At 71.8% G+C, this 22,369-nt stretch carries 24 protein-coding genes; 10 read left to right on the top strand and 14 right to left on the bottom strand.

Features of this window, described 5'->3' with window-relative positions; all coding sequences use genetic code 11:
* The 3 genes from ACWD6P_RS33725 to ACWD6P_RS33715 form a co-directional block, all read left to right on the top strand.
* Nucleotides 1-302 (top strand): urease accessory UreF family protein (locus ACWD6P_RS33725; protein ID WP_451448008.1); only part of this gene is annotated, 302 nt, incomplete at its 5' end.
* 60 nt (nt 303-362) lie between these two features.
* Nucleotides 363-1,058, top strand: a complete 696-nt coding sequence (ureG, locus tag ACWD6P_RS33720; protein ID WP_451448007.1) for an urease accessory protein UreG — start codon at nt 363-365, stop codon at nt 1,056-1,058.
* Complete coding sequence (locus tag ACWD6P_RS33715; RefSeq protein WP_451448006.1) at nt 1,055-1,927, top strand: urease accessory protein UreD; 873 nt, start codon at nt 1,055-1,057, stop codon at nt 1,925-1,927. The genes ureG and ACWD6P_RS33715 overlap by 4 nt, the downstream gene beginning before the upstream one ends.
* Before the next feature lie 3 nt (nt 1,928-1,930).
* Here ACWD6P_RS33715 and ACWD6P_RS33710 read toward each other — a convergent pair whose 3' ends face one another.
* From ACWD6P_RS33710 to ACWD6P_RS33695, 4 genes are all read right to left on the bottom strand, one after another.
* On the bottom strand, nt 1,931-2,305 hold the full coding sequence (locus ACWD6P_RS33710; RefSeq protein WP_451448005.1) for a hypothetical protein: 375 nt from the start codon (nt 2,303-2,305) through the stop codon (nt 1,931-1,933).
* Nucleotides 2,306-2,367: 62 nt separating this feature from the next.
* The gene (locus tag ACWD6P_RS33705) at nt 2,368-2,751 is read right to left on the bottom strand and encodes a roadblock/LC7 domain-containing protein (RefSeq protein WP_451448004.1); all 384 of its coding nucleotides are present in this window, start codon (nt 2,749-2,751) and stop codon (nt 2,368-2,370) included.
* A gap of 70 nt (nt 2,752-2,821) precedes the next feature.
* Entirely contained in the window at nt 2,822-3,667 is an 846-nt protein-coding gene (locus ACWD6P_RS33700) for a hypothetical protein (RefSeq protein WP_451448003.1), read from the bottom strand.
* A 43-nt stretch (nt 3,668-3,710) separates the two neighbouring features.
* Nucleotides 3,711-4,094, bottom strand: coding sequence for a hypothetical protein (locus tag ACWD6P_RS33695; protein ID WP_451448002.1), 384 nt, complete (start codon nt 4,092-4,094; stop codon nt 3,711-3,713).
* A gap of 547 nt (nt 4,095-4,641) precedes the next feature.
* On the opposite strand from ACWD6P_RS33695, the gene ACWD6P_RS33690 reads away from it, so the two are divergent.
* Nucleotides 4,642-6,279 carry an alpha/beta hydrolase gene (locus tag ACWD6P_RS33690; RefSeq protein WP_451448001.1) on the top strand — a complete coding sequence of 546 codons (1,638 nt, stop codon included), beginning with the start codon at nt 4,642-4,644 and terminating at the stop codon, nt 6,277-6,279.
* 100 nt (nt 6,280-6,379) lie between these two features.
* Here ACWD6P_RS33690 and ACWD6P_RS33685 read toward each other — a convergent pair whose 3' ends face one another.
* The 4 genes from ACWD6P_RS33685 to ACWD6P_RS33670 all read right to left on the bottom strand — a co-directional run bounded on the left by ACWD6P_RS33685 (nt 6,380) and on the right by ACWD6P_RS33670 (nt 10,411).
* On the bottom strand, nt 6,380-7,207 hold the full coding sequence (locus ACWD6P_RS33685; protein WP_451448000.1) for a TIGR02452 family protein: 828 nt from the start codon (nt 7,205-7,207) through the stop codon (nt 6,380-6,382).
* The gene (locus tag ACWD6P_RS33680) at nt 7,204-8,358 is read right to left on the bottom strand and encodes a GDSL-type esterase/lipase family protein (RefSeq protein WP_451448010.1); all 1,155 of its coding nucleotides are present in this window, start codon (nt 8,356-8,358) and stop codon (nt 7,204-7,206) included. The genes ACWD6P_RS33685 and ACWD6P_RS33680 overlap by 4 nt, the downstream gene beginning before the upstream one ends.
* A gap of 165 nt (nt 8,359-8,523) precedes the next feature.
* Nucleotides 8,524-9,573 carry an NAD-dependent epimerase/dehydratase family protein gene (locus ACWD6P_RS33675; protein ID WP_451447999.1) on the bottom strand — a complete coding sequence of 350 codons (1,050 nt, stop codon included), beginning with the start codon at nt 9,571-9,573 and terminating at the stop codon, nt 8,524-8,526.
* Nucleotides 9,574-9,676: 103 nt separating this feature from the next.
* The gene (locus tag ACWD6P_RS33670; RefSeq protein ID WP_451447998.1) at nt 9,677-10,411 is read right to left on the bottom strand and encodes a lysophospholipid acyltransferase family protein; all 735 of its coding nucleotides are present in this window, start codon (nt 10,409-10,411) and stop codon (nt 9,677-9,679) included.
* 295 nt (nt 10,412-10,706) lie between these two features.
* On the opposite strand from ACWD6P_RS33670, the gene ACWD6P_RS33665 reads away from it, so the two are divergent.
* Together ACWD6P_RS33665 and ACWD6P_RS33660 are read left to right on the top strand one after the other, a co-directional pair.
* The gene (locus ACWD6P_RS33665) at nt 10,707-11,375 is read left to right on the top strand and encodes a hypothetical protein (protein WP_451447997.1); all 669 of its coding nucleotides are present in this window, start codon (nt 10,707-10,709) and stop codon (nt 11,373-11,375) included.
* Between the two features lie 155 nt (nt 11,376-11,530).
* A complete protein-coding gene (locus tag ACWD6P_RS33660) occupies nt 11,531-11,959 on the top strand; it encodes an SSI family serine proteinase inhibitor (protein WP_451447996.1) in 429 nt (142 codons plus the stop codon).
* Nucleotides 11,960-11,994: 35 nt separating this feature from the next.
* On the opposite strand, the gene ACWD6P_RS33655 is transcribed toward ACWD6P_RS33660, so the two are convergent.
* The 5 genes from ACWD6P_RS33655 to ACWD6P_RS33635 all read right to left on the bottom strand — a co-directional run bounded on the left by ACWD6P_RS33655 (nt 11,995) and on the right by ACWD6P_RS33635 (nt 16,501).
* Nucleotides 11,995-12,153: a hypothetical protein gene (locus ACWD6P_RS33655; protein WP_451447995.1), complete on the bottom strand. Its 159-nt coding sequence runs from the start codon at nt 12,151-12,153 to the stop codon at nt 11,995-11,997.
* Nucleotides 12,154-12,258: 105 nt separating this feature from the next.
* Complete coding sequence (locus tag ACWD6P_RS33650) at nt 12,259-13,218, bottom strand: cytochrome c oxidase assembly protein (RefSeq protein WP_451447994.1); 960 nt, start codon at nt 13,216-13,218, stop codon at nt 12,259-12,261.
* Between the two features lie 105 nt (nt 13,219-13,323).
* A complete protein-coding gene (locus ACWD6P_RS33645) occupies nt 13,324-14,349 on the bottom strand; it encodes a 6-phosphofructokinase (RefSeq protein WP_451447993.1) in 1,026 nt (341 codons plus the stop codon).
* A gap of 155 nt (nt 14,350-14,504) precedes the next feature.
* A complete protein-coding gene (locus ACWD6P_RS33640) occupies nt 14,505-15,233 on the bottom strand; it encodes a type 1 glutamine amidotransferase (protein WP_451447992.1) in 729 nt (242 codons plus the stop codon).
* 29 nt (nt 15,234-15,262) lie between these two features.
* Complete coding sequence (locus ACWD6P_RS33635; protein WP_451447991.1) at nt 15,263-16,501, bottom strand: MurT ligase domain-containing protein; 1,239 nt, start codon at nt 16,499-16,501, stop codon at nt 15,263-15,265.
* Nucleotides 16,502-16,686: 185 nt separating this feature from the next.
* Here ACWD6P_RS33635 and def point away from each other — a divergent pair, with 185 nt between their 5' ends.
* On the top strand, nt 16,687-17,238 hold the full coding sequence (def, locus tag ACWD6P_RS33630) for a peptide deformylase (RefSeq protein ID WP_451447990.1): 552 nt from the start codon (nt 16,687-16,689) through the stop codon (nt 17,236-17,238).
* 100 nt (nt 17,239-17,338) lie between these two features.
* Here def and ACWD6P_RS33625 read toward each other — a convergent pair whose 3' ends face one another.
* Nucleotides 17,339-17,986, bottom strand: coding sequence for a TetR family transcriptional regulator (locus ACWD6P_RS33625; RefSeq protein WP_451447989.1), 648 nt, complete (start codon nt 17,984-17,986; stop codon nt 17,339-17,341).
* A gap of 162 nt (nt 17,987-18,148) precedes the next feature.
* On the opposite strand from ACWD6P_RS33625, the gene ACWD6P_RS33620 reads away from it, so the two are divergent.
* The 3 genes from ACWD6P_RS33620 (at nt 18,149) to gcl (ending at nt 22,163) form a co-directional block, all read left to right on the top strand.
* Nucleotides 18,149-19,378 (top strand): acyl-CoA dehydrogenase family protein, encoded by a 1,230-nt coding sequence (locus ACWD6P_RS33620; protein WP_451447988.1) that lies wholly within the window; start codon nt 18,149-18,151, stop codon nt 19,376-19,378.
* Between the two features lie 114 nt (nt 19,379-19,492).
* Nucleotides 19,493-19,972 carry a cupin domain-containing protein gene (locus tag ACWD6P_RS33615; RefSeq protein WP_451447987.1) on the top strand — a complete coding sequence of 160 codons (480 nt, stop codon included), beginning with the start codon at nt 19,493-19,495 and terminating at the stop codon, nt 19,970-19,972.
* Nucleotides 19,973-20,384: 412 nt separating this feature from the next.
* A complete protein-coding gene (gcl, locus tag ACWD6P_RS33610) occupies nt 20,385-22,163 on the top strand; it encodes a glyoxylate carboligase (protein WP_451448009.1) in 1,779 nt (592 codons plus the stop codon).
* Nucleotides 22,164-22,369 lie beyond the last annotated feature (206 nt).

Raw genomic sequence — 22,369 nt, 5'->3', positions numbered from 1 at the left:
TGGGGCTGGCCGCGCGGTCGGCGGGGCTGGCGCCGCTGGACGCCGCGTATGCGGTGGCGTACGAGAACGTCAGCGGCCCGGCCACCGCCGCCGTCCGTCTGCTGAGCCTCGACCCGTTCGACGCCACCGCCGTCCTCGCCCGGCTCGCCGCCGACCTCGACCAGGTCGCAGAGCAGGCGGCCGAGGCGGCACTGCGCGTGCCGGCCGAAGGGGTCGACGCGCTGCCGGCCGCGTCCGCCCCACTGCTGGACATCACCGCCCAGCAGCACGCCGCCTGGCCGGTACGCCTCTTCGCCTCCTGAACGCCGGACCCCAGACCGCACGAACCCGAAGCCCCCACCCCGCCGAGACCCGGAGCCCGTATGCACCTCGACCACAAGGACACCTTCCCCGAGCGGTACACCTACAGCGCCGCCGCGCCCCTGCGCGCCGACGGGGTCCGCCGCGCCCTGCGCATCGGTCTGGGCGGCCCGGTCGGCACCGGCAAGACCGCCACCGTCGCCGCCCTGTGCCGCGCGCTGCGCGACGAGCTGTCCATCGCCGTGGTCACCAACGACATCTACACCCGCGAGGACGCCGAGTTCCTGCTCCGCGAGGCCGTCCTGCCCGCCGAGCGGATCACCGCCGTCGAGACCGGCGCCTGTCCGCACACCGCCATCCGCGACGACATCTCCGCCAACCTGGAGGCGGTCGAGGACCTGGAGGACGCAGTCGGCCCGCTCGACCTCGTCCTGGTCGAGTCCGGTGGCGACAACCTCACCGCCACCTTCTCCAAGGGCCTGGTCGACGCCCAGATCTTCGTCATCGACGTGGCCGGCGGCGACGACATCCCCCGCAAGGGCGGCCCCGGCGTCACCACCGCCGACCTCCTCGTGATCAACAAGACCGACCTCGCGCCCTACGTCGGCGTCGACCTGGACGGCATGGCCCGCGACGCCAAGGCCCAGCGCGGCGAACTGCCCGTCGCCTTCACCGCGCTGAAGTCGGAGAACGGCGTCAAGCCCGTGGCGGACTGGGTCCGCGCCCGGCTGGCGGACTGGACCGCGGGCCCGGCATGACCCTCGCGCTCCCGCCGCAGACGGCTTTGCCGCAGGCCGCCGTGCCCCCGGCCGCCGGTCTCCGTGCCACCGCCCGCATCGTCGCGCGGGCTGACGGCGGGGGAGCGGCCGGGAGCGGGCCGGGCACCACCCGGCTGCCGGTCCTCGACGGCGACGGCCCGCTCGCGCTGCGCCGCATCCGCGGGCCCGGCGACCAGGCCCGGGTCTGCATCGTCGGCGCCATGAGCGCCCCGCTCGGCGGCGACCGGCTGCGCATCGAGGCGACCGCCGAGGCCGGCAGCGCACTGCACATCACGGCCGCCGCGGCGACCGTCGCACTGCCCGGCCGCACCGCCGAGCCCGCCACCTACGACGTGCGGCTGACGGTCGGCGACGGCGCACGCCTCGACTGGCTGCCCGAGCCGCTGATCTCCGCCGCGGGCAGCGATCTGCGGATGACCACGACCGTCGAACTGGCCCCCACCGCACGCCTGGTGCTCCGCGAGGAGCAGGTCCTGGGGCGCAGCGGCGAGGAGACCGGGGCGCTGCGCAGCCGGCTCACCGTCCGCCGCGCCGGCCGTACCCTGCTCGACCAGGAGACCGCCTACGGGCCCGGGGTCCCCGGCTGGGACACCTCGGCCGTCCTGGACGGCCACCGGGCCGTGGGCCAGCTCCTGATGGTGGGTCCGGAGCCCGGCCCGGCCTCCGGGGCACAACCGCCCGAGGTGCGGCTGCTGGGGGCAGCGGCGGGCGGGCGGTCCGCCGAGGGTGCGGGCCAGGGCGTCCTGGCACCGCTCACCGGCCCCGCGGCGCTGGCCACGGCCCTCGCCCCGGACGCGCTGCGGCTGCGGCGCCTGCTGGACGAGGCCGCCCGCAGCGCCGCATGGTGAGCCTCACACCTCCAGGTCGGCCTCCAGCCGGGCGAGGCGGTGGCGGGCCAGCGCGAGATTGGCGCGCTTGCGGTCCAGCACCAGGTAGAGGAAGAGGCCGCTGGCTCCCTTGCCCGTGACCGGACGGATGATGTGGTACTGGGAGGTCAGGGTGATGAGCATGTCCTCGATGGCGCCCTGGAGCTCCAGCATCTCCATGGTGCGCATCTTCGCCCGGACGACATCGGTGTTGCCGGCCGCGGCGATGTTGAGGTCCAGGGTCTGGTTGTCGCCGAGGGTGGCCAGCGCCATGCCGCTGGTGTAGTCGACCAGGGCGACGCCTATCGCGCCTTCGATGGTCGACATCGCGTCGGCGAGGGCGGATTCCATGTGAGCCATGAGAGTTCAGACCTTTCGATTCTTTGCAGGTGTTGCTGGTGGAGGTAAGGGGTCCGGGGGCGCTACTGCTGGCGCGGTGCCGAGTCGACCAGGGCGCCGATGCGTTCGGCGGCCCGCCGCGCCTGCAGATGGAGGCGCCCCACGTTGGTGTCCGGGCTGGCCACGGCCGTCAGCACGGCACGGCGGCCGGCCGAGTAGGCCGCGATATAGCCGTCGGCGCCGCGCGTCAGGGACTCCTCGAACGTCCCCTGCCCGGTCGCCTCGGTAAGGCGCTTGGCGACCCCGATGGCCGCGGCGGTGAGCGCGGCCAGGCCGTCCGGTTCGATGTCCGCGAGGTCATGGGCGATGACCATGCCGTCCACGCTGGCCACCATTCCGCCCTGGAAGTGCCGCACCTGGTCCCGCAGCGTCAGTAGTTCATCCCGTATCCGGGGTTCGATCGTCATCAGTCTCCTTTTCGCGGCCAGCCTTCTGAGGGCGCGCCTCATGCCGTGCACGGTCTTCGAGCGCAAGGGTTCACAGGTTTTCCTCCAGCGCCGTACGCAGTCGGACAAGGAGGGCAATATCCGGATCGGCGGTGTCGAGGATTTCCGGTACCGGTAGTTGCCAGGTCGGGGTGTCGCGCCCCTCGGCGGCTGGGGGCTGCCCGTCCAGGCAGGCGCCGGGCCGCCGCCGGGGGAGCGCGGTCGGCGACGGCAGACGTATGAGACCGGCCGCGGCCAGGCGGCGGATGTCGAGCAGCGTCACAAACGCGGACTGGCCCAGTGCGCGGGCGAGTTCGTACGGTGTGTGCCGGCCGTCGGCACGATCCAGCAGCCGCCGCTGCCGCAGCGTGGTGCGGGCCTCGTCGTGGGGGCGTACGGGAACGACGGGGCAGGTGTCGGCCGCCGCCCAGGGGTGCAGCCGGTCCAGCAGTGCGCGACGGCGGGCCGTCGCCTGCTGGAGGGCACCGGCGCTGATCCGGCGTACGACACCCAGCCAGTGGGCGGTCCCGGGCGTGAAGGAGGTCGCCTCGGGCGGCAGCGGCAGGGCGAAGAAGGCGGCGTCGAGCAGGGCCGCGAGATGGCAGATCTCCAGTTCGCTCTGCGTCAGCCAGCCCTCGCTGACCAGGAACTGGCCGCCGCGGTGCTGCGGTCCGGCCGTGTCGGCGGCGTACCGCCAGCCCTGCTCCGGCACCTTGCCGGCCGCGCTGAGCCGTACGTCGAGCCCGGGTGCGGCGGCGCCCTCGACGCAGTAGACCGCGCCGTCGAGGAGGTAGACCGAGCCGTGCGGGCCACGCAGGACACCGGTGACGCGATCGGCGGCGAACCGGTCGAGCAGCCCGTCCGGTGCGGGCGGGCGCGGAGATATGGGCAGGCCCATGGCTGGTTCCCTCAGGTTCGTGCGGTGGGGCGGAGCCGCGGCGTCAGGACGGGACCAGCTGCGCCGCAAGCTCGCGCAGGCGCAGCCGGGCGACGGCGAGATTGGCCTGCGTACGGTCCAGCCAGAGGTAGAGATAGGTCTGGCTGTCGAAGGCGGTGTGCACGAAACGGATCAGGTGGTAGCTGTCGGCGGCCGTGATGATGAGGTCCTCCAGGGCCGGGACGGCCTCGCCGGCCGTGTCGAAGGTGGCGTTGCGGGCCACGGCCTGGACGACGTCGGCGGTGTCCGCCGCGGCCGCGTCGTGGTCGCCGTGCGGTGCCCGGCCGGCCGTACCGAGTGTCAGACCACTGGTCCAGTCGATCAGCCCGGCGCCCAGCACGCCCGGGATTCCCATCGCCTGGGACAACACCTGGTCGATACCCGGCACTTCGTGACTCCTTCGCGGTGACTGGACGGGGCGGGCAGGGGCGAAAACGCCGAAGCCCTCCCGCTGTGGCAGCGCGTGGGAGAGCCTTCACGGAAGGTTACTGAAGGTGGGCGAGGGGCACATGCCTCCTGGGCAGGTCTGTGGCAATTGACGTGTTCTCGCCCCTCCATGGCCCTCCGGCGGCCATCGCGCCGGGCCCCGCCCTGCCGGGAACCGGCCGCGACCGGGCCGTCCGGCACCGCTGCCGACCTCATCCGTTCCTCGCCAACTTGCCGGAGTCCGGACCGGGTTGAGGCTCCCGCCGATGCGGTGTGCGATGCACCGGACCCGCGCACCGCCACCCTCTCGTCTTGGCCGAAATGATGTGGTTCCACCGCGATGTCCGGCCGTTCCTCCTGCCATCCCCCGAAGACACCAAAAACCTACGGGTTGGTAAAGAATTGCCGGTCAAGGCTGTTCAGGAAGGGCTGCCAGACGACAGGATCCCTCCGTAGGCCTGTGATCAACGCCGCCACAAGCGGCGCACCGAGCAGGGGGAAACCACCACGTGAGAAGAAAAGCAGCGCTCGGCGCCGCCGGCACCCTGGTGACCGGCGCGCTCCTCACCGGAGCGATAGCCGCCACACCCGCCAGCGCGGGCGAGCAGCACAAGACCGGAAAGGCCGAAGCGCGCGGCGTCCAGACCGCCGCCGCACGCGCGGCCAAGAAGGGCATCGACTGGCAGGACTGCCCCGCGGACTGGGGCTTCAAGCCGCCCGTCCAGTGCGGCTATGTCACCGTCCCGGTCGACTACGCCCGGCCCGACGGCCGCACCATCAAGATCGCCGTCGACCGGGCCGTCAGCACCGGCGGCAAGAAGGAGCGACAGGGCTCCCTCCTCTACAACCCCGGCGGGCCCGGCGGTTCGGGCATGAGGTTCCCGACCCGCATCACCACCAAGAACCCGCTGTGGGCCAAGGTCGCCAAGGCGTACGACTTCGTCGGCTTCGACCCCCGCGGCGTGGGCCACTCCGCCCCCATCTCCTGCATGGACCCGCAGGAGTTCGTCAAGGCCCCCAAGGCCGACCCGGTACCGGACAGCGAGGCCGACAAGCGCGCCCAGCGCAAGCTCGCCAAGGAGTACGCGCAGGGCTGCGCCGAGCGCAGCGGCGACCTCCTGCCGTACATGACGACCGCCAACACCGCCCGCGACCTGGACGTGATCCGCGCCGCGCTCGGTGAGAAGAAGCTCAACTACCTGGGCGTCTCCTACGGCACCTACCTCGGCGCCGTCTACGCGACGCTCTTCCCGGACCACGTCCGCCGGATGCTCGTCGACAGCGTCGTCGACCCGTCCCGCCAGAAGATCTGGTACCAGGCCAACCTCGACCAGGACATCGCCTTCGAGACCCGCTGGGGCGACTGGAAGAAGTGGGTCGCCAAGCACGACGCGGCGTACCACATCGGCAAGACCCCCGAGAAGGTCCAGGCGGCCTGGGAGAAGCTGCGGGCGACCGCCAAGAAGAAGCCCATCGGCGGTGTCGTCGGCCCCGCCGAGCTGACCGGCTTCTTCCAGAACGCGCCGTACTACGACGACATGTGGGCCACCGTCGCCGAGGTCTGGAGCGCCTACCGCTCCGGTGACAGCAAGCCGCTGGTGGAGAACGCCGGGCCGGACCTCAAGGACACCGCCGGCAACATCGCCTCGGAGAACGGCAACGCCGTCTACACGGCCGTCGAGTGCACCGACACCAAGTGGCCCACCAGCTGGAACAAGTGGGACCGCGACAACACCCGCATCCACCAGCAGGCACCGTTCATGACCTGGTCCAACGCCTGGATGAACCTGCCCTGCGCCACCTGGCCGGTCAAGCAGCAGCGACCGGTCGAGGTCCGGACCGGCAAGGGCCTGCCGAGCGTGCTCATCGTGCAGAGCGAGCGCGACGCGGCCACGCCGTACGGCGGCGCCGTCGAACTGCACAAGCGGCTCGCCGGCTCGCGGCTGATCACCGAGCGGGACGCCGGATCGCACGGTGTCACCGGCGAGGTCAACCCCTGCATCAACGACCGGGTCGACGCGTACTTCCTGAAGGGGAAGACCGACGCCAAGGACGTGACGTGCGCCCCGCACGCCACGCCGGAGCCGGGCACGTCGAAGGCCAAGGCGTCCGCCAAGGCCGCCGCGGACCTTCCGGCCGCCCGCTAGGCCCGTAGCCCACGCAGCGGCCGCACATAGAAGGGCGGCCGGGAGTCTCCTCCTGGCCGCCCTTCTTCACGCCCGCCCGGCCGCCTGCCGCTGCCGTGCCTCACCCCCCGAAGACCTCCGCGAAGGCGGCCCTGGTGGGGGAGTCCGCCCGCCGGTCCAGCACCGCGAACACGATCCGGTCGAACCAGCCCGCGAAACGGCCCCCGCCCAGCAGCGCGGCGGCGAACGCCCCGGCCACATCGGCCGGTTCATTGCGGAAGACCCCGCAGCCCCAGGCGCCGAGCACCAGTTGACGGTGTCCGCCGGCCGCCGCGACCTCCAGCACCCGCTCGGCCCGCGCCGTCAGCGCCGCCGGTACCCGCGCCGCCTCACCCGGCCGCTGGCGTGCGATCACTCCCGCGTTGGGCGCCGCGGCCGTCAAGAACCCCGCCTCGTACGGCACATCGAGCAGCGTGCCGCGGTCGTCCCGGAACACCGGCACGCCGGGGGAGAGGATCACCCGGTCGCTGTAGAACGGACTGGGCTCCGCACGGTGCGCCGCATAGAACTCCGGCGCCTCGCGCACACAGGTGTAGAGCGCCGACCCGCGGCACAGCGCCTCCTCCTGGGCCTGTGCGCCGTTGAGATACCCGCCGCCGGGATTGCGCGCCGAGGCGAAGTTCAGTACGGCAAGCGGACCGCCGCCCGCCGCGGCCAGCCGCCGGCCGGCCGTGAGACTGCCCTCCCCCGTCACCTCGAACACCGTCGCGCCCGGCTCCGGAACCGGCCGCCCGACCGGGACCGGCTCCGGCCCGTACATCCGGGTCCCCGCCCGCGCCCGTTCCACCGCCGCCGCGATCTCCACCAGCCGACCGCCCGGCGCGCGATACGCACCCGCCGCGACGATCCGCTCCGTCTCCTGCGCCATCCCGCGCAGCCTGGCGCTCATCGTCGGCCCGCGCGCTGCGCGCCGTCGCCGAACGGGCCGCCGGCGCCGAAGACCCGCTCGGCGAAGCGCTCACCGATACGGCGCTGACCTGCGGCGTCCGGGTGGAGTCCGTCCGGCAGCGGGAGTTCGGCGAAGTCCGCTTCGCCGTACAGGTCGCGGCCGTCGACGTAGTGGAGGTGGGGGTCGTCGGACGACCGCTGCTCCACCAGGCGCGCCAGCTCGGCCCGGACGACGTTGAGCGTCAGCTTGCCGCCGGCCCGCTCCACGGGGTCGCCCGCGGCCACGAACCGGAGCCTGCCGTCCTTCAGGCCGCCGAAGTCCGGCGCCGTCGGGCCCGGGGTGTCCTCGTGGATGGGGCACAGGACCGGCGAGACGACCAGCAGCGGAGTGCGGGGATGCCCCTCGCGGATGGTGTCGAGGCAGCCGTGCACCGCGGGGCCGAAGGCCCGCAGCCGCATCAGGTCGGTGTTGACCAGATTGATGCCGATCTTGACGCTGATCAGGTCCGCGGGGGTGTCCCGCAGGGCGCGCGCGGTGAACGGGTCGAGCAGTGCGCCGCCCCCGAACCCCAGGTTGACCAGCTCGACGCCGCCGAGCGAGGCGGCCAGCGCCGGCCAGGTCGTGGTGGGACTCGCGGCGTCCGAGCCGTGGCTGATGGAACTGCCGTGGTGCAGCCACACCCTGCGGCCGCGGTCCGGCACGGCCTCGACGGGAGCGTCGGTGCGCAGGGCGACCAGCTGGGTCATCTCGTTGTGGGGCAGCCAGATCTCGACGTCCTTCAGCCGGTCGGGCAGCCCGGCGAAGCGGACCGTGCCGACCGGTCCTGGCCGGGTCTTTGCGGACCCCGTGGCCATGTCCACCATCAGGACGTTGCCGCCGGTCACACCGGCCTGCCCGGCCAGCCGGCCGTCGACGAGCAGGTCGTACACGCCGTCAGGGCGCGGCGGGGCGCCCTCGTAGGCCATCTTGGTGCGGAGCGTGTCCAGCTCCACGGCGGTGGCCCGGGTACGGAACGCGAGCCGTACGCCGGAGGGCTGGGCCTCCGCCACGGCCAGCTGCCCGTCGGCGCACTGGGCGCGGGCCCGGGCGGGGAGCCGATGCGGCAGCACACCCTGCGCGGTGCGCTCCACATCGAGGGCGCCGCGCAGCATGCCCGGTTCGACGGGCGTGCTGATCCAGTCCGTCACAGCGGCCTCCTCATGGCGGCCGGGGCCTCGTTGAGCTGGGAGTTCATGACCACAGCCTGCCAACGCCAGGCCCGAACCGCACACCAATTTCGGGTGCCGCGCGCAGTGGCGGCGGCCACCCGCGCCGCCCTACGCCCGCCCCGCCAGCCAGCGGTCCTCCGCCGCATACCCGAACAGCTGCTCGTCCGGAGAGTGGGCGGCCATCATCGGGAACACCTCCTGCCAGTCCCGGTCCCTGACCCGGTCCGCCAGCCAGGCCACCGTCCCCGGCAGGGAGTCCTCGTACGTCGTCACCGCGCGATAGCCCAACTCCCGCTCCGCGGCGGACAGGTCGAAGACCACCGGGTGCGGGATCGACCAGGGTGTCTCGCCGACGGCGGGCGACGGCGGGGCGCCCTCCACCGTCACGATCTCGGCGGCCGGCGCCCCCATCGCGGCGTCCACGGCACGGGAGATCTCCGCCACCGTCGGTGCCTGCGGATCACCCGCGTTGAGCACCCGCGACCCGGGCCGGCGGGCCGCCAGCCGGATCAGCTCCGCCAGGTTGTCCACGTGCACCGGGTGGAAGCGGCTGCGCCCGCCGTACGCCAGCACCCGCACCCGGCGGCCGTCCAGCACCCGCTTGACGAAGTACAGCTCACGGGGGAGGGGGCTGTGGGGGCCGTGGATCGCGCCGGCGCGCAGCAGCGTCACCGGCAGCCGCTCGCCCGCGGCCAGCAGCGCCTGCTCCAGGGCGGCCTTGCCCGCGCCGTAGTCCTCCTCACCGGGCGGTACGGTCCGCTGGGACTCCGGGACCGGCAGCGGATACACCGGAAAGCCGTCCGGCTCGTCCTGCGTCGCGAAGCTCCGCCCCCGGTCGTCCTCGTAGACCGCGCCGCTGGAGATCACCACGGCCGAGCCGATCCGGTCCGCCGACGCGGTCAACTGCCGGGCGTGTGCGGCGCCGTACGCCACACAGTCCAGCAGTACGTCGCACCCCTCACCGATCAGCCCGGCCAGCGCCGCCTCGTCCTCCCGGTCCACGGCCACCGCACGGACCTCCCCTGGCCAGGAGGCGTCCCGTCCGCCGCGCCGGGACGCGGCCCGCACCTCCCAGCCGTCCCGCGCCAGCGCCCGCACCGCCGCCCGCCCGATCTGTCCGCTCGCCCCGATCACCACGGCGCTGCCCGATGTCGTCATGGACCAGACCCTACGGAGCGTCAGGAGGCGTCCGCAGTACGGTTCGCCGACGGCGGAAGACGATGCCGCGACCGCCCCGCAATGGCCTGCCCGTCCGTCCCGGCTATCCCGCCTGCCCGCCGCCGTGCCCGTGCCCGCGCCGCCCGTTGGCGCGTGCCTGCGCCTGGGCCTCGGCCTTGGCCTCGCCCGCGTACGTGTCGACGTACTCCTGGCCGGACAGCGTGAGGATCGCGTACATGATCTCGTCGGTGACGGCGCGCAGCGCGGTGCGCTCGTCCGCCATCCCCGCATACCGCGAGAAGTCCAGCGGCGCGCCGAAGCGGATGGTGATCCGCATGGCGCGCGGCAGCCGCCGGCCCGTCGGCTGCGCCTCGAACGTGCCGATCATCGCGCACGGCACCACCGGCACCCCCGCCTGGATGGCCATCGAGGCGACGCCGGTACGCCCCTTGTAGAGCCGGCCGTCGTGCGAGCGGGTGCCCTCCGGGTAGATGCCCAGGAGGCGGCCCTTGCGCAGTACGGCGAGCCCGGAGGAGATCGCGGCCTGCGAGGCGCGGCCGCCGGAGCGGTCCACCGGGATCTGCCCCACGCCGCGGAAGAACGCCGCGGTCAGCCGCCCCTTCAGACCGGGCCCGGTGAAGTACTCGGCCTTGGCCAGGAACGTCACCCGGCGCGGCACGATCGCCGGCATCACGAAGTGATCCGCGAACGAGAGGTGGTTGCCCGCGATGATCGCCGCGCCCTCGTCCGGTACGTGCTCGATCCCCTCGACCCGCGGCCGGAACACCAGCCGCAGTAAGGGCCCCAGCAGGAGGTACTTCAGCACCTGGTAGAGCACAGGGCGGCTCCCTCTTCCGTCGGATCGTCTCGGCGGCTGCGTCGTTCCAGGTCACGGGGGCTCCCGGATGGGCAGTGAGTGTATGGGCAACCGCCGTCGGTGGTAACACCGCCGGGCCGGTTCGCCGCCGCAGCGCTGCGGCCCCGACCACCGTCCGGCCGCCGCCCCCCCCGCCACCGCTTTGGCATCCGCGGACAACTTTGCCCTCCCCCTGAACGAGGCCCCGCCGACGCCCCGTACTGGTCGGCAACCGAGCCTGAGACCCGGGTTCCCAGACCCAGGACAGGAGTCATACGTGTCCCGAAAGAGAAGAGTGACGCGTCGTCAGAAAATCGTCGTCGGCGTCAGCGCCGCGGCGCTGGTCGGCGGCATCGCCATCGTGACGACGGGTACCAGCCAGGCATCGGCGGCATGCGACGGACTGGCCACCGCCCTGAGCAACAACCAGAAGTTCATCGCCGATCAGCAGGCCCGTCCCGACGCCCAGTCGGCGGCACGGATCGCCAACCGGCAGGCCGTGATCAAGGAGATCCAGGCCAAGCAGCGGGCCGCCGGCTGCAGCGGGGAAGCGGACGGGGGTACGGCCGCGGGCTCCCCACCGGCGGCCGAGGAGCCACCCGCCGGTGCCCCGCCCGCGTCCGCGCAGCCGCCCGCGTCCGCCGAACCTCCCGCAGCGGACGACCCGCCCGCCTCCGCCGAGCCGCCCGCCGAGGACGGCGACGTCGTCTGCCCCGGCTCGACGGTGACCCTCTCCGGCGAGGGCGGCGCACCGGCGGCCTCCAGCGACCGGTTCCCCGCCGGGACCGAACTGAAGGTGACCAACCTGGACAACAACAAGTCCACCACCGTGTCCGTGACCTCGACGTCCGGCAGCTGCGTACTGCTCAACAACGCGGCATTCGAGCAGGTACGTGAGGAGGGGAAGTTCCTGATCCGTCGCGCTCGGATCGAGCGCGTGGGCTGACCCCGGTCCGGTGGCCGACGGCGGAGCCGCCTCCTTCGCCGTCGGCCACCCTGTTCGGGCGGCGGGCCCGTACGGGCGACCTCGCGGCGTGGCCGCTTGCGGAGCGGCGTCCGGCGAGGTGCCCTGAACGCACCGAGCGTTCCGAGGAGACACCGATGCCCGTGCGCCGCCACCGATCCGCCCGTGCCGCCAGGCCCACCGCCGTACTCGCCACCGTGTCCGCGGCGCTGGTCGGCACCTTCCTGCCGGCCCCGGCCGGCGCCGCCGAGCCACAGCCGCCCGCCGACCAGGGCCTGCTGCTGACCGTCTCCGGGGACCGCAACACCTGGATCCGCGGGGTGCGGCTCGGCTGCCCGGACACCTACGGCAGACACCCGCACGCCGCGGCCGCGTGCGACGCGCTGACCTGGGCGCGCGGGGACTTCGACGCGCTGCCCGGCGAGCCGCACGCCTGCAACCGGCGCTACGACCCGGTCACCGTCAGCGCGCGGGGCACCTGGCAGGGCAACCCGGTCGACTGGCACAAGGAGTTCGCCAACGCCTGCACGATGGACTCCGAGACCGGGCCCGTCTTCCGCTTCTGAGGCCGGCGGTGTGCGGGGGCCGCGCGCCCGCGCGCTCAGACCGGCCGCGCCGCCACGACCCCGATCGTCACCAGCGCCAGCACCACCCAGGAGAACCAGAGCCACCCATTGGCGCCCAGCGCCACCGTGTAGGCGCTGGCCACCACCAGCCCGCCCACCGTCATCACGGCCATCGTCCTAGCAGATCCGGGCATACCCGCAACCTCCTCACAGCGGCCGCCGCAGATGCCACGGGCCGCGGCCATGGGACCATCGTCCCCGGCCGCGGCCCGTACCGCCAGACGGTCGACCTGCGCCGGTCACCGCCCCCGCGCGTTGAGGGAGGCGAGGTAGGCGTTGTAGTCGGCCAGGTCCTTGTCGCCGTTGCGCTCGGCGGCCCGGTCCGCGCGCTGCGACTGGCGCGCCTCGGACTTGTACCACTGGTAGACCAGGGCGATCAGCACCACGACCGACGGGATCTCGCTGAACGCCCAGGCGATGCCGCCGGCGGCCTGCTGATCGCTCAGCGCCTCGATTCCCAGCGAGGCCGGCGGGTGGACGAAGGTGCTGACCATCGGCTCGGACGCCATCATCAGCGCGATACCGAAGAACGCGTGGAACGGCATGCCCGCGAACAGCTCCAGCATCCGCATCACATAGCCCGGCCGGTGCGGGCCCGGGTCGACGCCCATGATCGGCCAGAAGAACACCAGGCCGACGGCGAGGAAGTGCACCATCATGCCGATGTGCCCGGCCCTGGACTCCATCAGGAAGTCGAACAGCGGCGAGAAGTACAGCGCGTAGAGGCTCGCGATGAAGAGCGGGATGGTGAACGCGGGGTGCGTGATGATCCGCATATAGCGGCTGTGCAGCAGCGACACCAGGAGTTCCCGCGGCCCCTTGCGGCCCCGGCCGGCGGCCGGCAGGGCGCGCAGCGCCAGCGTCACCGGCGCCCCGAGGAGCAGCAGGATCGGCGAGAGCATGCTGATGATCATGTGCTGCACCATGTGCACGCTGAACATCACCATGCCGTAGTCGTTGAGCTTGGTGCACATCGACAGCGCCACCGAGACCACGCCCAACGCCCACGCGACGACCCGGCCCACCGGCCAGGCGTCTCCCCGCCGCCGCAGCCGGATCACCGCCCAGCCGTACAGCCCGAGCGCCAGCAGGCAGCCGACGAGAAAGAACGGATCACCACCGAACTCCAGGCCCCGCCCCAGCGTGAACGGCGGCAGATCCATGTTCATGCCGTCCATGCCGTGCCCGCTGTGATCCATCCGCTCGCTCCTGATTCGTACCAATGCTCCGGCGACAAGAGTAGAACCGCCCCCGGCCATGGCGGTGGCCGGGGGCGGTTCGTGGCGCGCTGAACTACCGCTGGATCACAGCACGCACTCGGCCTCGTCGTAGCGCTCCGCGGGCACCGTCTTGAGCGTCTCCACGGCCTCGGACAGCGGCACCAGCGTGATGTCCGTACCGCGCAGCGCGGTCATCATCCCGAACTCCCCGCGGTGCGCGGCCTCGACGGCGTGCCAGCCGAAGCGGGTGGCGAGCACCCTGTCGTACGCGGTCGGCGTACCACCGCGCTGGACGTGCCCGAGGATGACCGGACGGGCCTCCTTGCCGAGGCGCTGCTCCAGCTCCACGGACAGCTGCCGGGCGACACCGGCGAACCGCTCGTGCCCGTACATGTCCTTGCCGCCGACGTCGAAGGACATGGTGCCCTCACGCGGCTTGGCGCCCTCGGCGACCACCACGATCGCGAACTTCTTACCGGCCTCGAACCGTGCGGAGACCCGCGCGGTGAGCTCCTCGATGTCGAAGGGCCGCTCCGGCACCACGATCGCGTGCGCACCGGCGGCCATGCCCGAGTGCAGTGCGATCCAGCCGGTGTGCCGACCCATCACCTCGACGATCATCACCCGCTGGTGCGACTCGGCGGTGGTCTTGAGGCGGTCCAGCGCCTCGGTCGCCACACCCACCGCGGTGTCGAAGCCGAAGGTGACATCCGTGACCGCGATGTCGTTGTCGATGGTCTTCGGTACGCCGACGATCGGCAGCCCGGCGTCCGACAGCAGCCGTGCCGCCTTGAGCGTGCCCTCGCCGCCGATCGGGATGATCGCGTCCAGGCCCAGCTCGGCGACGTGCCCGCGGGCCCGCTCGACACCGTCCCGCAGATGGGCGGGCTGCACCCGCGACGACCCGAGGATGGTGCCGCCGCGCGCCAGGATGCCGCCGACGGCGTCGAGGTCGAGCTTGCGGTAGTCGGCCTCCAGCAGGCCCCTCCAGCCATCGCGGAAGCCGATCACCTCGTCGCCGTGGTCGGCGACGGCGCGGTGGACGACGGAGCGGATGACGGCATTCAGTCCGGGGCAGTCGCCGCCGGAGGTGAGGACACCAATGCGCATTGCTCGAAAAACCCTCTGCAATTCAACCGGGGGGCCCGGACCCCGTCGTCCGGTTGGATCCCGCTCACCCTACAAGCGCGGAGCGAGCGGGTACACGTACGCCCGCAGTGCGGGACTGCGGGCGTACGAAAAAGGGGTGAAGCGGGTGAAACGGATCAAGCGGGCTGGGTTGCCGCGGCGATCCGCTCCTGGCGCAGCGCCTCGTACCAGCGGTCGTCCACCGGCGGGAGCGCATTGACGTCCAGCGCCAGCTTGATCAGCAGGTCGGCGATGTGCGGATTGCGGGCCATCACCGGGCCGTGCATGTAGGTGCCGAAGACGGTGTCGTTGTACGCGCCCTCGTAGCCGTCGCCGACCCCGTTGCCCTTGCCGAACCGCACCTTGGCGAACGGCCGGGCGGTCTTGCCCAGATGCGTCACGCCCTGGTGGTTCTCGAAACCGGTCAGCGGCGGCAGCCCCAACTGCGGGTCGATGTCGGCCAGTACGTCGCCGACGCAGCGCTCGCCCTCGCCGCGGGTGCTCACCACGTCCAGCAGACCCAGGCCCTGCTGCCGCTCACCCAGGTCGTTGATGAACTCATGGCCCAGGATCTGGTACCCGGCGCACACCGAGAAGACGATCGCGCCGTTGGAGACCGCGCGGGACAGACCGCCGTCGCGGATCAGCCGCTCGGAGGCCAGCCGCTGCGGCCGGTCCTCACCGCCGCCGATCAGGTAGATGTCACCGGAGGTGGGGATCTGCTGGTCGGACCGTACGTCCAGGCGCTGTACGTCCAGACCGCGCTGGCGCGCCCGCCGCTCGACCACCAGGGCGTTTCCCTGGTCGCCGTAGGTGCTCAGCAGATCCGGGTAGATCCACACCAGGCGCAGGCTGTTGTCACTCATTCTCGCTCGTCCTTGTCCGCGCATCGCGCTCAGTTGCCCACGCGGCGGCGCAGGTCCTGGAAGGCCGTGTAGTTGGCGATGACCTCGATCCGTCCGGGCGGCGCCATCCGCACCGCCTCGTCGAGGCTCTCGCACACCTGGAAGTCGAGACCCGCGACCTCCAGGCGCACCGCCAGGTCCAGCTTGCGGTCGCCGAGCACGAAGATCGGGTGCCCGGCCAGCCGGGTGTAGTCGACGTCCCACAGCCAGGAGGTGTCCGTGCCGTCCGCGCCGCGCGCGTTCACCGACATGATCACCGGGGTCGGCGGCGGGTCGATCAGCGAGAACGTCTCCAGCCAGCCGGCCGGGTTCTTCGCCAGCAGCAGCCGCAGCTCGCGCTCCATGAAGCTGACCACGTCATAGCGGCCGGCCACCGCCTGCACCGAGAACATCCGCTCCAGGGCGACCTGCGGCGGCACCCCGAAGGCGGCGGCGACCGCGGCCGAGGTGGTGGCGTTCGCCTTGTTGGCGCGGCCGGGCAGCTGCAGCTTGATCGGCCAGGCGCTGCCGTGCGGGTCGAGGACGTGGTCGCCGGAGAGCGCCCAGCTGGGCATGGGGCGGCGGAAACCGCACTCGCCGCAGAACCAGTCGTCGCCCGGCCGCTGCATCACACCACCGCACGACGGGCAGGACCAGGCGTCGTCCTTCCACTCCTGGCCGGCCGCGACCCACACCACGTTCGCCGACGACGAGGCCGCCCAGACGATCAGCGGGTCGTCCGCGTTGGCGACGATCAGCGCCTTGGAGTCGGCCAGGCCCTCGCGCCACTTCTCCGCGAGCATCCGGGTCTCCGCGGCGCGGTCGAGCTGGTCGCGCGAGAGGTTCAGCAGCGCTATGGCCTTCGGCGTGACATCACGCGCCACACCGGCGAGGTACTTCTCGTCCACCTCGATGACGCCGTACTTGGCGTCCGAGCCGCCGGCCAGCGCGGAGGTGATGCCCGCCGGCATGTTGGCGCCGAGCGCGTTGGAGACCACCGGGCCGCTGGCCCGCAGCGCCTCGGCGATCAGCCTCGTCGTGGTGGTCTTGCCGTTGGTCGCCGACACCAGGATGACGTCCAAGTGCCTGGCCAGCCGCGCGAGCAGGTCGGGGTCGAGCTTGAGCGCCACCCGGCCACCGATCACCGATCCGCTGCCGCGGCCCGCCGCGCGCGATACCGCCGCCGCGGCCTTGCCCGCCGTCACGGCCAGCTTGGCCCGCGGCGACAGCGGCTCCGTGTTGCCTGCCATCGTCCTTGATCCTCCTTGCATCCGGCGCCCGCCTGCCGTGTGGCTGCCGGTGGAACGCCTCCTCCGCAGCCGATGACCGGCCGGGGCTTCGGTCGGGGATCAGCCTATCGAGATCCGGCCGCGGGCCCGAACCCCGCCACCCGTGCGACGACATCCGGTGTGTGCGGGACCGTACGCTGGAGGCCATGCGCCCCCGCACCATCCCCGGCAGTTCCGGCCGCCCCCGCCCCATGCGCCTGCTCGGCGATCCCGTCCTGACCGGCCCCTGCCAGGAGGCCACCGCCTTCGACGGCGAGCTGGCCCGGCTCGTCGAGGACATGTTCGCGACGATGTACGCCGCCCACGGGGTCGGCCTCGCCGCCAACCAGGTCGGCGTCCCGCTGAGGGTGTTCGTCTACGACTGCCCCGACGACGAGGACCGCCGCCATCTGGGACACCTCGTCAACCCCCGGCTCGTCGAGACCGGCGGGCCGGTCATCCGCGGGCCGGAGGGCTGTCTCTCGCTCCCCGGCATCGAGGCCGGCACCCCGCGCCACGACCGCGCCGTCGTGACCGGCTTCACGGTCACCGGTGAGCCGAAGACGGTGACCGGCACCGGCTTCTTCGCCCGCTGCCTCCAGCACGAGTGCGACCACCTCGACGGCGGGCTGTACGTCGACCGCCTCACGGGCCTGCGCCGCCGCCGTGCGCTGCGCGCGGCGACGAAGGCCCCATGGAATACCCACCCGGCCCACTGACGTTGTGGCCCCACAGGGGGCGCTCATGTCCCCTACGGGATCCGTTCGACCACCCCTTAGGGCCCCCGGCTCAGCCCCGGCCCGCTAGAACCCGGGTCCGCTAGAACCCGGGACCGCCCGCGCGGTCCTCGACCGCGGCCAGCTGGCCCCACAGCAGATCGGTCAGCTGCTGGACCAACTGCTCGCGGGAGCAGGGGCGTTCGCGCAGCCACCAGTCGCCGGCGCCGTGCATCATGCCGACGATGCCGTGCCCCCATACCCGGGCGGTGAGCTCGCCGCTCGGACCCAGGTCGAGCCGGTCGGTGATCACCTTGGCCAGCTCCTCGCCGAGCCGGCGCAGCAGCGGAGCGGAGTGCCGTCCCACGTCGAAGCCGGACTCCGAAGCGGAGTCCTCGTCCGAGGGGTGCATCAGGAAGCGGTACACCTGCGGGCGGGCCTCGATCGCGAGCAGATAGGCGTCGAGGGTGGCCTCGACCCGGTCCCGGCGCAGGACCGGTGCGTCCAGCGCGGTGCGCAGATTGGCCAGCAGGGCGTCGGTGTGCCGTACGGCCAGCGCGCGGTACAGCCCGCCCTTGTCGCCGAAGTGCCGGTAGAGGATGGGCTTGGTGATGCCCGCCTCGGCGGCGATGGCGTTCATCGACGCGTCGGGGCCGTCGCGCAGCACGATGCGCTCGGCGGCCTCCAGCAGCTCCCGCCGTCTGCGCTCGGTCGCCGATTGCCGGCCGCCGCTGTGCTCTGTGCTCTCCATGGTCGTGCTCCCCACCCGTTGTGAATCTGTGGCGCTCGCGCAACGTAACACCGAACTCCACCACGAATTCGTCCCCAGAGGAGTTGACAGTGCTTACTGGCGAGTAACACACTACGGGTTACCGCTAGTAACATCAGCACTGCCTGCAGCACTGGAGGGGACATGGCCGAGTTCACCATGGAGCTCAACGACGAGCAGAAGGAAGTCCGTGACTGGATTCACGGCTTCGCCGCCGAGGTCATGCGCCCCGCCGCCGCCGAATGGGACGAGCGCGAGGAGACCCCCTGGCCCGTCATCCAGGAAGCCGCCAAGATCGGTCTGTACTCCCTCGACTTCTACGCCCAGCAGTTCTTCGACCCGACCGGCCTCGGCATCCCGATGGCCATGGAGGAGCTCTTCTGGGGCGACGCGGGCATCGCACTGTCCATCGTCGGCACCGGTCTGGCCGCCGTCGGCGTCCTGGCCAACGGCACCGAGGAGCAGATCGGCACCTGGGTCCCGCAGATGTACGGCGACCCGGACGACGTCAAGGTCGCCGCCTTCTGCTCCTCCGAGCCGGACGCGGGCTCGGACGTCGCCTCGATGCGCACCCGCGCGGTCTACGACGAGGCCAAGGACGAGTGGGTGCTCAACGGCACCAAGACCTGGGCCACCAACGGCGGCATCGCGGGCGTCCATGTCGTGGTCGCGGTCGTCGACCCCGAGCTGGGCTCCAAGGGCCACGCCTCCTTCATCGTCCCCCCGAACACCCCCGGCCTCTCCCAGGGCCAGAAGTTCAAGAAGCACGGCATCCGCGCCTCGCACACCGCCGAGGTCGTGCTGGAGGACGTCCGCGTCCCCGGGCACTGCCTGCTCGGCGGCAAGGAGAAGCTCGACGAGCGCCTGGCCCGCGCCCGCGAGAAGGCCGAGGCGGGCGGCGGCGAGAGGGTGAAGAACGCGGCGATGGCCACCTTCGAGGCCTCCCGCCCGGCCGTCGGCGCCATGGCGGTCGGCACCGCGCGCGCCGCCTACGAAGAGGCGCTGGAGTACGCCCGGACCCGCGAGCAGTTCGGCCGCCCGATCATCGACAACCAGGGCGTCGCCTTCCAGCTCGCCGACATGCGCACCCAGATCGACGCGGCCCGCCTCCTGGTGTGGCGCGCCTCCTGGATGGCCACCACGGGCAAGCCCTTCACCTCCGCCGAGGGCTCCATGTCCAAGCTCTTCGCCAGCGAGGTCGCCAAGAAGGTCACCGCCCAGGCCGTACAGATCCTCGGCGGCAACGGCTTCACCCGCGAATATCCGGTCGAGCGCATGCACCGCGACGCGGCCATCTACACGATCTTCGAGGGCACCAGCGAGATCCAGCGCCTGGTGATCGCCCGGACGCTGTCGGGGATGCCGCTGCGCTGACGCGCGCCGCTCCGGAGGGCGGCGCGCGAGCGGTACGACGGCGGAGCTCGGCGGTGGCTGCTCAACTCGCCTGCTACGAGGGCGTGTCGGGACCGGCTGGGTCAGAATGCAGCCATGACCGATAAGCCCCACACTCCTGTCCGTCCGCTGCTGCGCCGCCCCCAGGACGGCGAACTCATCGACGTCGCCGGCGTCGAGCACTTCTTCCGCCTCACCGGCGAGCACACCGGCGGGCACTTCTCCTTCGAGGAGTTCACCCTCGCCCCCGGCACGATAGGCGCCAGGCCGCATGTGCACGACGGCCACGACGAGTACTTCTACGTCCTCGAGGGCGAGTTGACGCTCCACACCGGTGACGGCGAGGTGACGGCCGGCCCCGGAGACCTGCTCGCCGCCACCCGTGGCACTCCGCACGGCTTCCGCAACGCGGGCTCGGTCCCCGCGCGTGCCCTGTGCCTCTACACGCCCGCCGGCTATGAGAACTACTTCCGCGACGTCCACGCCGCCGTCAGCTCCGGAGCCGTGGCGACCGACGAACTCCTCGCCGAGTTCCGCAGCCGCTATCAGACCAGCTCCTACGATCCGGCCAGGTGAGCTCCGGCCGACGCGGCGCCCGTGTCATGGCTGTTTGTACTTGTCTGAGCCGCCGGCCTGACGGAGAGGTCCGGGAGCCGGGGGGCCGGTGAGCCGGCTTTCCGTCGGGGCTGTCAGGGGTCCCACCCTCAGGGGTGGGGCCCCTTTCGTGTTTCCGCACGGGGTGGCGCCGGTGGCCGCGGTCGTCGCCTGTGCTGCCCCGCGCGTTCGGCCTGGATGCGTTCGGCCTGGATCCGGCCATCGAGGACATTCCGCCATGAGCCGCCCTCGCTCCCCTTGACGGGTGGTGCGGCGCGCTCTACTTTCCTTCCATAAAGCAAAACATTAATTCCATGATGCGGAATTAAGGAACTCCGGCCCTTCGCCGGAGCGTGCCCGTGACAGGTCGACGCAGGAGTACTCGATGCCTCGAATGACAGCCGCCCGTGCCGCGGTGGAGATCCTCAAGCGGGAAGGCGTGACCAACGCCTTCGGAGTGCCGGGCGCGGCGATCAACCCCTTCTACAAGGCGCTGAAGGAGGGCGGCGGCATCAACCACACGCTCGCCCGCCACGTCGAGGGCGCGTCGCACATGGCCGAGGGCTACACCCGTGCCAAGGCGGGCAACATCGGTGTCTGCATCGGTACCTCCGGCCCGGCCGGTACCGACATGATCACCGGTCTGTACTCCGCGATCGCGGACTCGATCCCGATCCTGTGCATCACCGGCCAGGCCCCGGTCTCCAAGCTGCACAAGGAGGACTTCCAGGCCGTCGACATCGCCGCGATCGCCAAGCCGGTCACCAAGGCCGCGACCACCGTCCTTGAGGCCGCCCAGGTCCCGGGCGTCTTCCAGCAGGCGTTCCACCTGATGCGTTCCGGCCGTCCCGGCCCGGTCCTGATCGACCTGCCGATCGACGTCCAGCAGACCGAGATCGAGTTCGACCCGGAGACCTACGAGCCGCTGCCGGTCTACAAGCCGCAGGCCACCCGTGCCCAGGCCGAGAAGGCCATCCGGTTCCTGCTGGAGTCCGAGCGCCCGCTGATCGTCGCCGGCGGCGGCATCATCAACGCCGACGCCTCCGACCTGCTGGTCGAGTTCGCCGAGCTGACCGGCGTCCCGGTCATCTCCACCCTGATGGGCTGGGGCACCATCCCCGACGACCACGAGCTGAGCGCCGGCATGGTCGGTGTGCAGACCGCGCACCGCTACGGCAACGCGACCTTCCTGGAGTCGGACTTCGTCCTCGGCATCGGCAACCGCTGGGCCAACCGTCACACCGGTTACAACCTGGAGGCGTACACCAAGGGCCGGAAGTTCGTCCACGTCGACATCGAGCCCACCCAGCTCGGCAAGATCTTCGCCCCGGACTACGGCATCGCCTCCGACGCCAGGGCCGCGCTGGAGCTGTTCATCGAGGTGGCGAAGGAGCTCAAGGCCGACGGCGGGCTGCCGGACTTCAGCGACTGGGCGGCCTCCGCCCAGGAGCGCAAGGCCACCCTGCTGCGCCGTACGAACTTCGAGAACATCCCGATCAAGCCGCAGCGCGTGTACGAGGAGATGAACAAGGCCTTCGGCCCGGAGACGCGCTACGTCACCACCATCGGCCTCTCGCAGATCGCCGCCGCGCAGTTCCTGCACGTCTACCGGCCGCGCAACTGGATCAACTGCGGCCAGGCCGGTCCGCTCGGCTGGACCATCCCGGCCGCGATCGGTGCCGCCACCGCCGACCCGCAGACCCCGATCGTCGCGCTCTCCGGCGACTACGACTTCCAGTTCATGATCGAGGAGCTGGCGGTCGCCGCCCAGCACAAGGTCCCCTACGTCCATGTCCTGGTGAACAACGCCTATCTGGGTCTGATCCGTCAGGCGCAGATCGGCCTGGACATCAACTTCCAGGTCAACCTGGAGTTCGAGAACATCAACACCCCGGAGATCGGCGTCTACGGCGTCGACCACATCAAGGTCGCCGAGGGGCTGGGCGTCAAGGCCATCCGCGTCACCGACCCGAACGAGCTGGGCGCCGCCTTCGAGGAGGCCAAGAAGCTCGCCGCCGAGCACCAGGTCCCGGTCGTCGTCGAGGCCATCCTGGAGCGCATCACCAACATCGCGATGAGCAAGACGGTCGACATGAGCAACGTCACCGAGTTCGAGGAGCTGGCGACCGAGCCGGGCCACGCCCCCACCGCGATCAAGGCGCTCAAGTCCTGACTCCGGACCGGGTCCGTTCCTGACGCCGGACCCGGTCCGGACGGCGAGCCGGGCGCCTTGACCAGGGCGCCCGGCCTCGCCACCATCCCGTAGAACAGAAATAGAAATCCGCTATCCGGAAGGAGCGCCGCCCTTATGGGGTTCACGGACACGCGCTTCAACGTCAATCTGTCGATCCTGTTCACCGAGCTTCCGTTGCTGGAGCG

The sequence above is a fragment of the Streptomyces sp. NPDC002446 genome (assembly GCF_053595675.1).
The sequence above is the reverse complement of the archived record's forward strand: the minus strand, read 5'-3'. Positions and strand labels throughout refer to the sequence as shown.

What these genes read in the sequence shown, in the direction of transcription:
- ureG (WP_451448007.1), top strand. Translation starts at nt 363, where the DNA reads ATGCACCTCGACCACAAGGACACCTTCCCCGAGCGGTACACCTACAGC.
- ACWD6P_RS33715 (WP_451448006.1), top strand. Translation starts at nt 1,055, where the DNA reads ATGACCCTCGCGCTCCCGCCGCAGACGGCTTTGCCGCAGGCCGCCGTG.
- ACWD6P_RS33710 (WP_451448005.1), bottom strand. Translation starts at nt 2,305, where the DNA reads ATGGCTCACATGGAATCCGCCCTCGCCGACGCGATGTCGACCATCGAA.
- ACWD6P_RS33705 (WP_451448004.1), bottom strand. Translation starts at nt 2,751, where the DNA reads ATGACGATCGAACCCCGGATACGGGATGAACTACTGACGCTGCGGGAC.
- ACWD6P_RS33700 (WP_451448003.1), bottom strand. Translation starts at nt 3,667, where the DNA reads ATGGGCCTGCCCATATCTCCGCGCCCGCCCGCACCGGACGGGCTGCTC.
- ACWD6P_RS33685 (WP_451448000.1), bottom strand. Translation starts at nt 7,207, where the DNA reads ATGAGCGCCAGGCTGCGCGGGATGGCGCAGGAGACGGAGCGGATCGTC.
- ACWD6P_RS33680 (WP_451448010.1), bottom strand. Translation starts at nt 8,358, where the DNA reads ATGCTGCGCGGCGCCCTCGATGTGGAGCGCACCGCGCAGGGTGTGCTG.
- ACWD6P_RS33675 (WP_451447999.1), bottom strand. Translation starts at nt 9,573, where the DNA reads ATGACGACATCGGGCAGCGCCGTGGTGATCGGGGCGAGCGGACAGATC.
- ACWD6P_RS33660 (WP_451447996.1), top strand. Translation starts at nt 11,531, where the DNA reads ATGCCCGTGCGCCGCCACCGATCCGCCCGTGCCGCCAGGCCCACCGCC.
- ACWD6P_RS33655 (WP_451447995.1), bottom strand. Translation starts at nt 12,153, where the DNA reads ATGCCCGGATCTGCTAGGACGATGGCCGTGATGACGGTGGGCGGGCTG.
- ACWD6P_RS33650 (WP_451447994.1), bottom strand. Translation starts at nt 13,218, where the DNA reads ATGGATCACAGCGGGCACGGCATGGACGGCATGAACATGGATCTGCCG.
- ACWD6P_RS33645 (WP_451447993.1), bottom strand. Translation starts at nt 14,349, where the DNA reads ATGCGCATTGGTGTCCTCACCTCCGGCGGCGACTGCCCCGGACTGAAT.
- ACWD6P_RS33640 (WP_451447992.1), bottom strand. Translation starts at nt 15,233, where the DNA reads ATGAGTGACAACAGCCTGCGCCTGGTGTGGATCTACCCGGATCTGCTG.
- ACWD6P_RS33635 (WP_451447991.1), bottom strand. Translation starts at nt 16,501, where the DNA reads ATGGCAGGCAACACGGAGCCGCTGTCGCCGCGGGCCAAGCTGGCCGTG.
- def (WP_451447990.1), top strand. Translation starts at nt 16,687, where the DNA reads ATGCGCCCCCGCACCATCCCCGGCAGTTCCGGCCGCCCCCGCCCCATG.
- ACWD6P_RS33625 (WP_451447989.1), bottom strand. Translation starts at nt 17,986, where the DNA reads ATGGAGAGCACAGAGCACAGCGGCGGCCGGCAATCGGCGACCGAGCGC.
- ACWD6P_RS33620 (WP_451447988.1), top strand. Translation starts at nt 18,149, where the DNA reads ATGGCCGAGTTCACCATGGAGCTCAACGACGAGCAGAAGGAAGTCCGT.
- ACWD6P_RS33615 (WP_451447987.1), top strand. Translation starts at nt 19,493, where the DNA reads ATGACCGATAAGCCCCACACTCCTGTCCGTCCGCTGCTGCGCCGCCCC.
- gcl (WP_451448009.1), top strand. Translation starts at nt 20,385, where the DNA reads ATGACAGCCGCCCGTGCCGCGGTGGAGATCCTCAAGCGGGAAGGCGTG.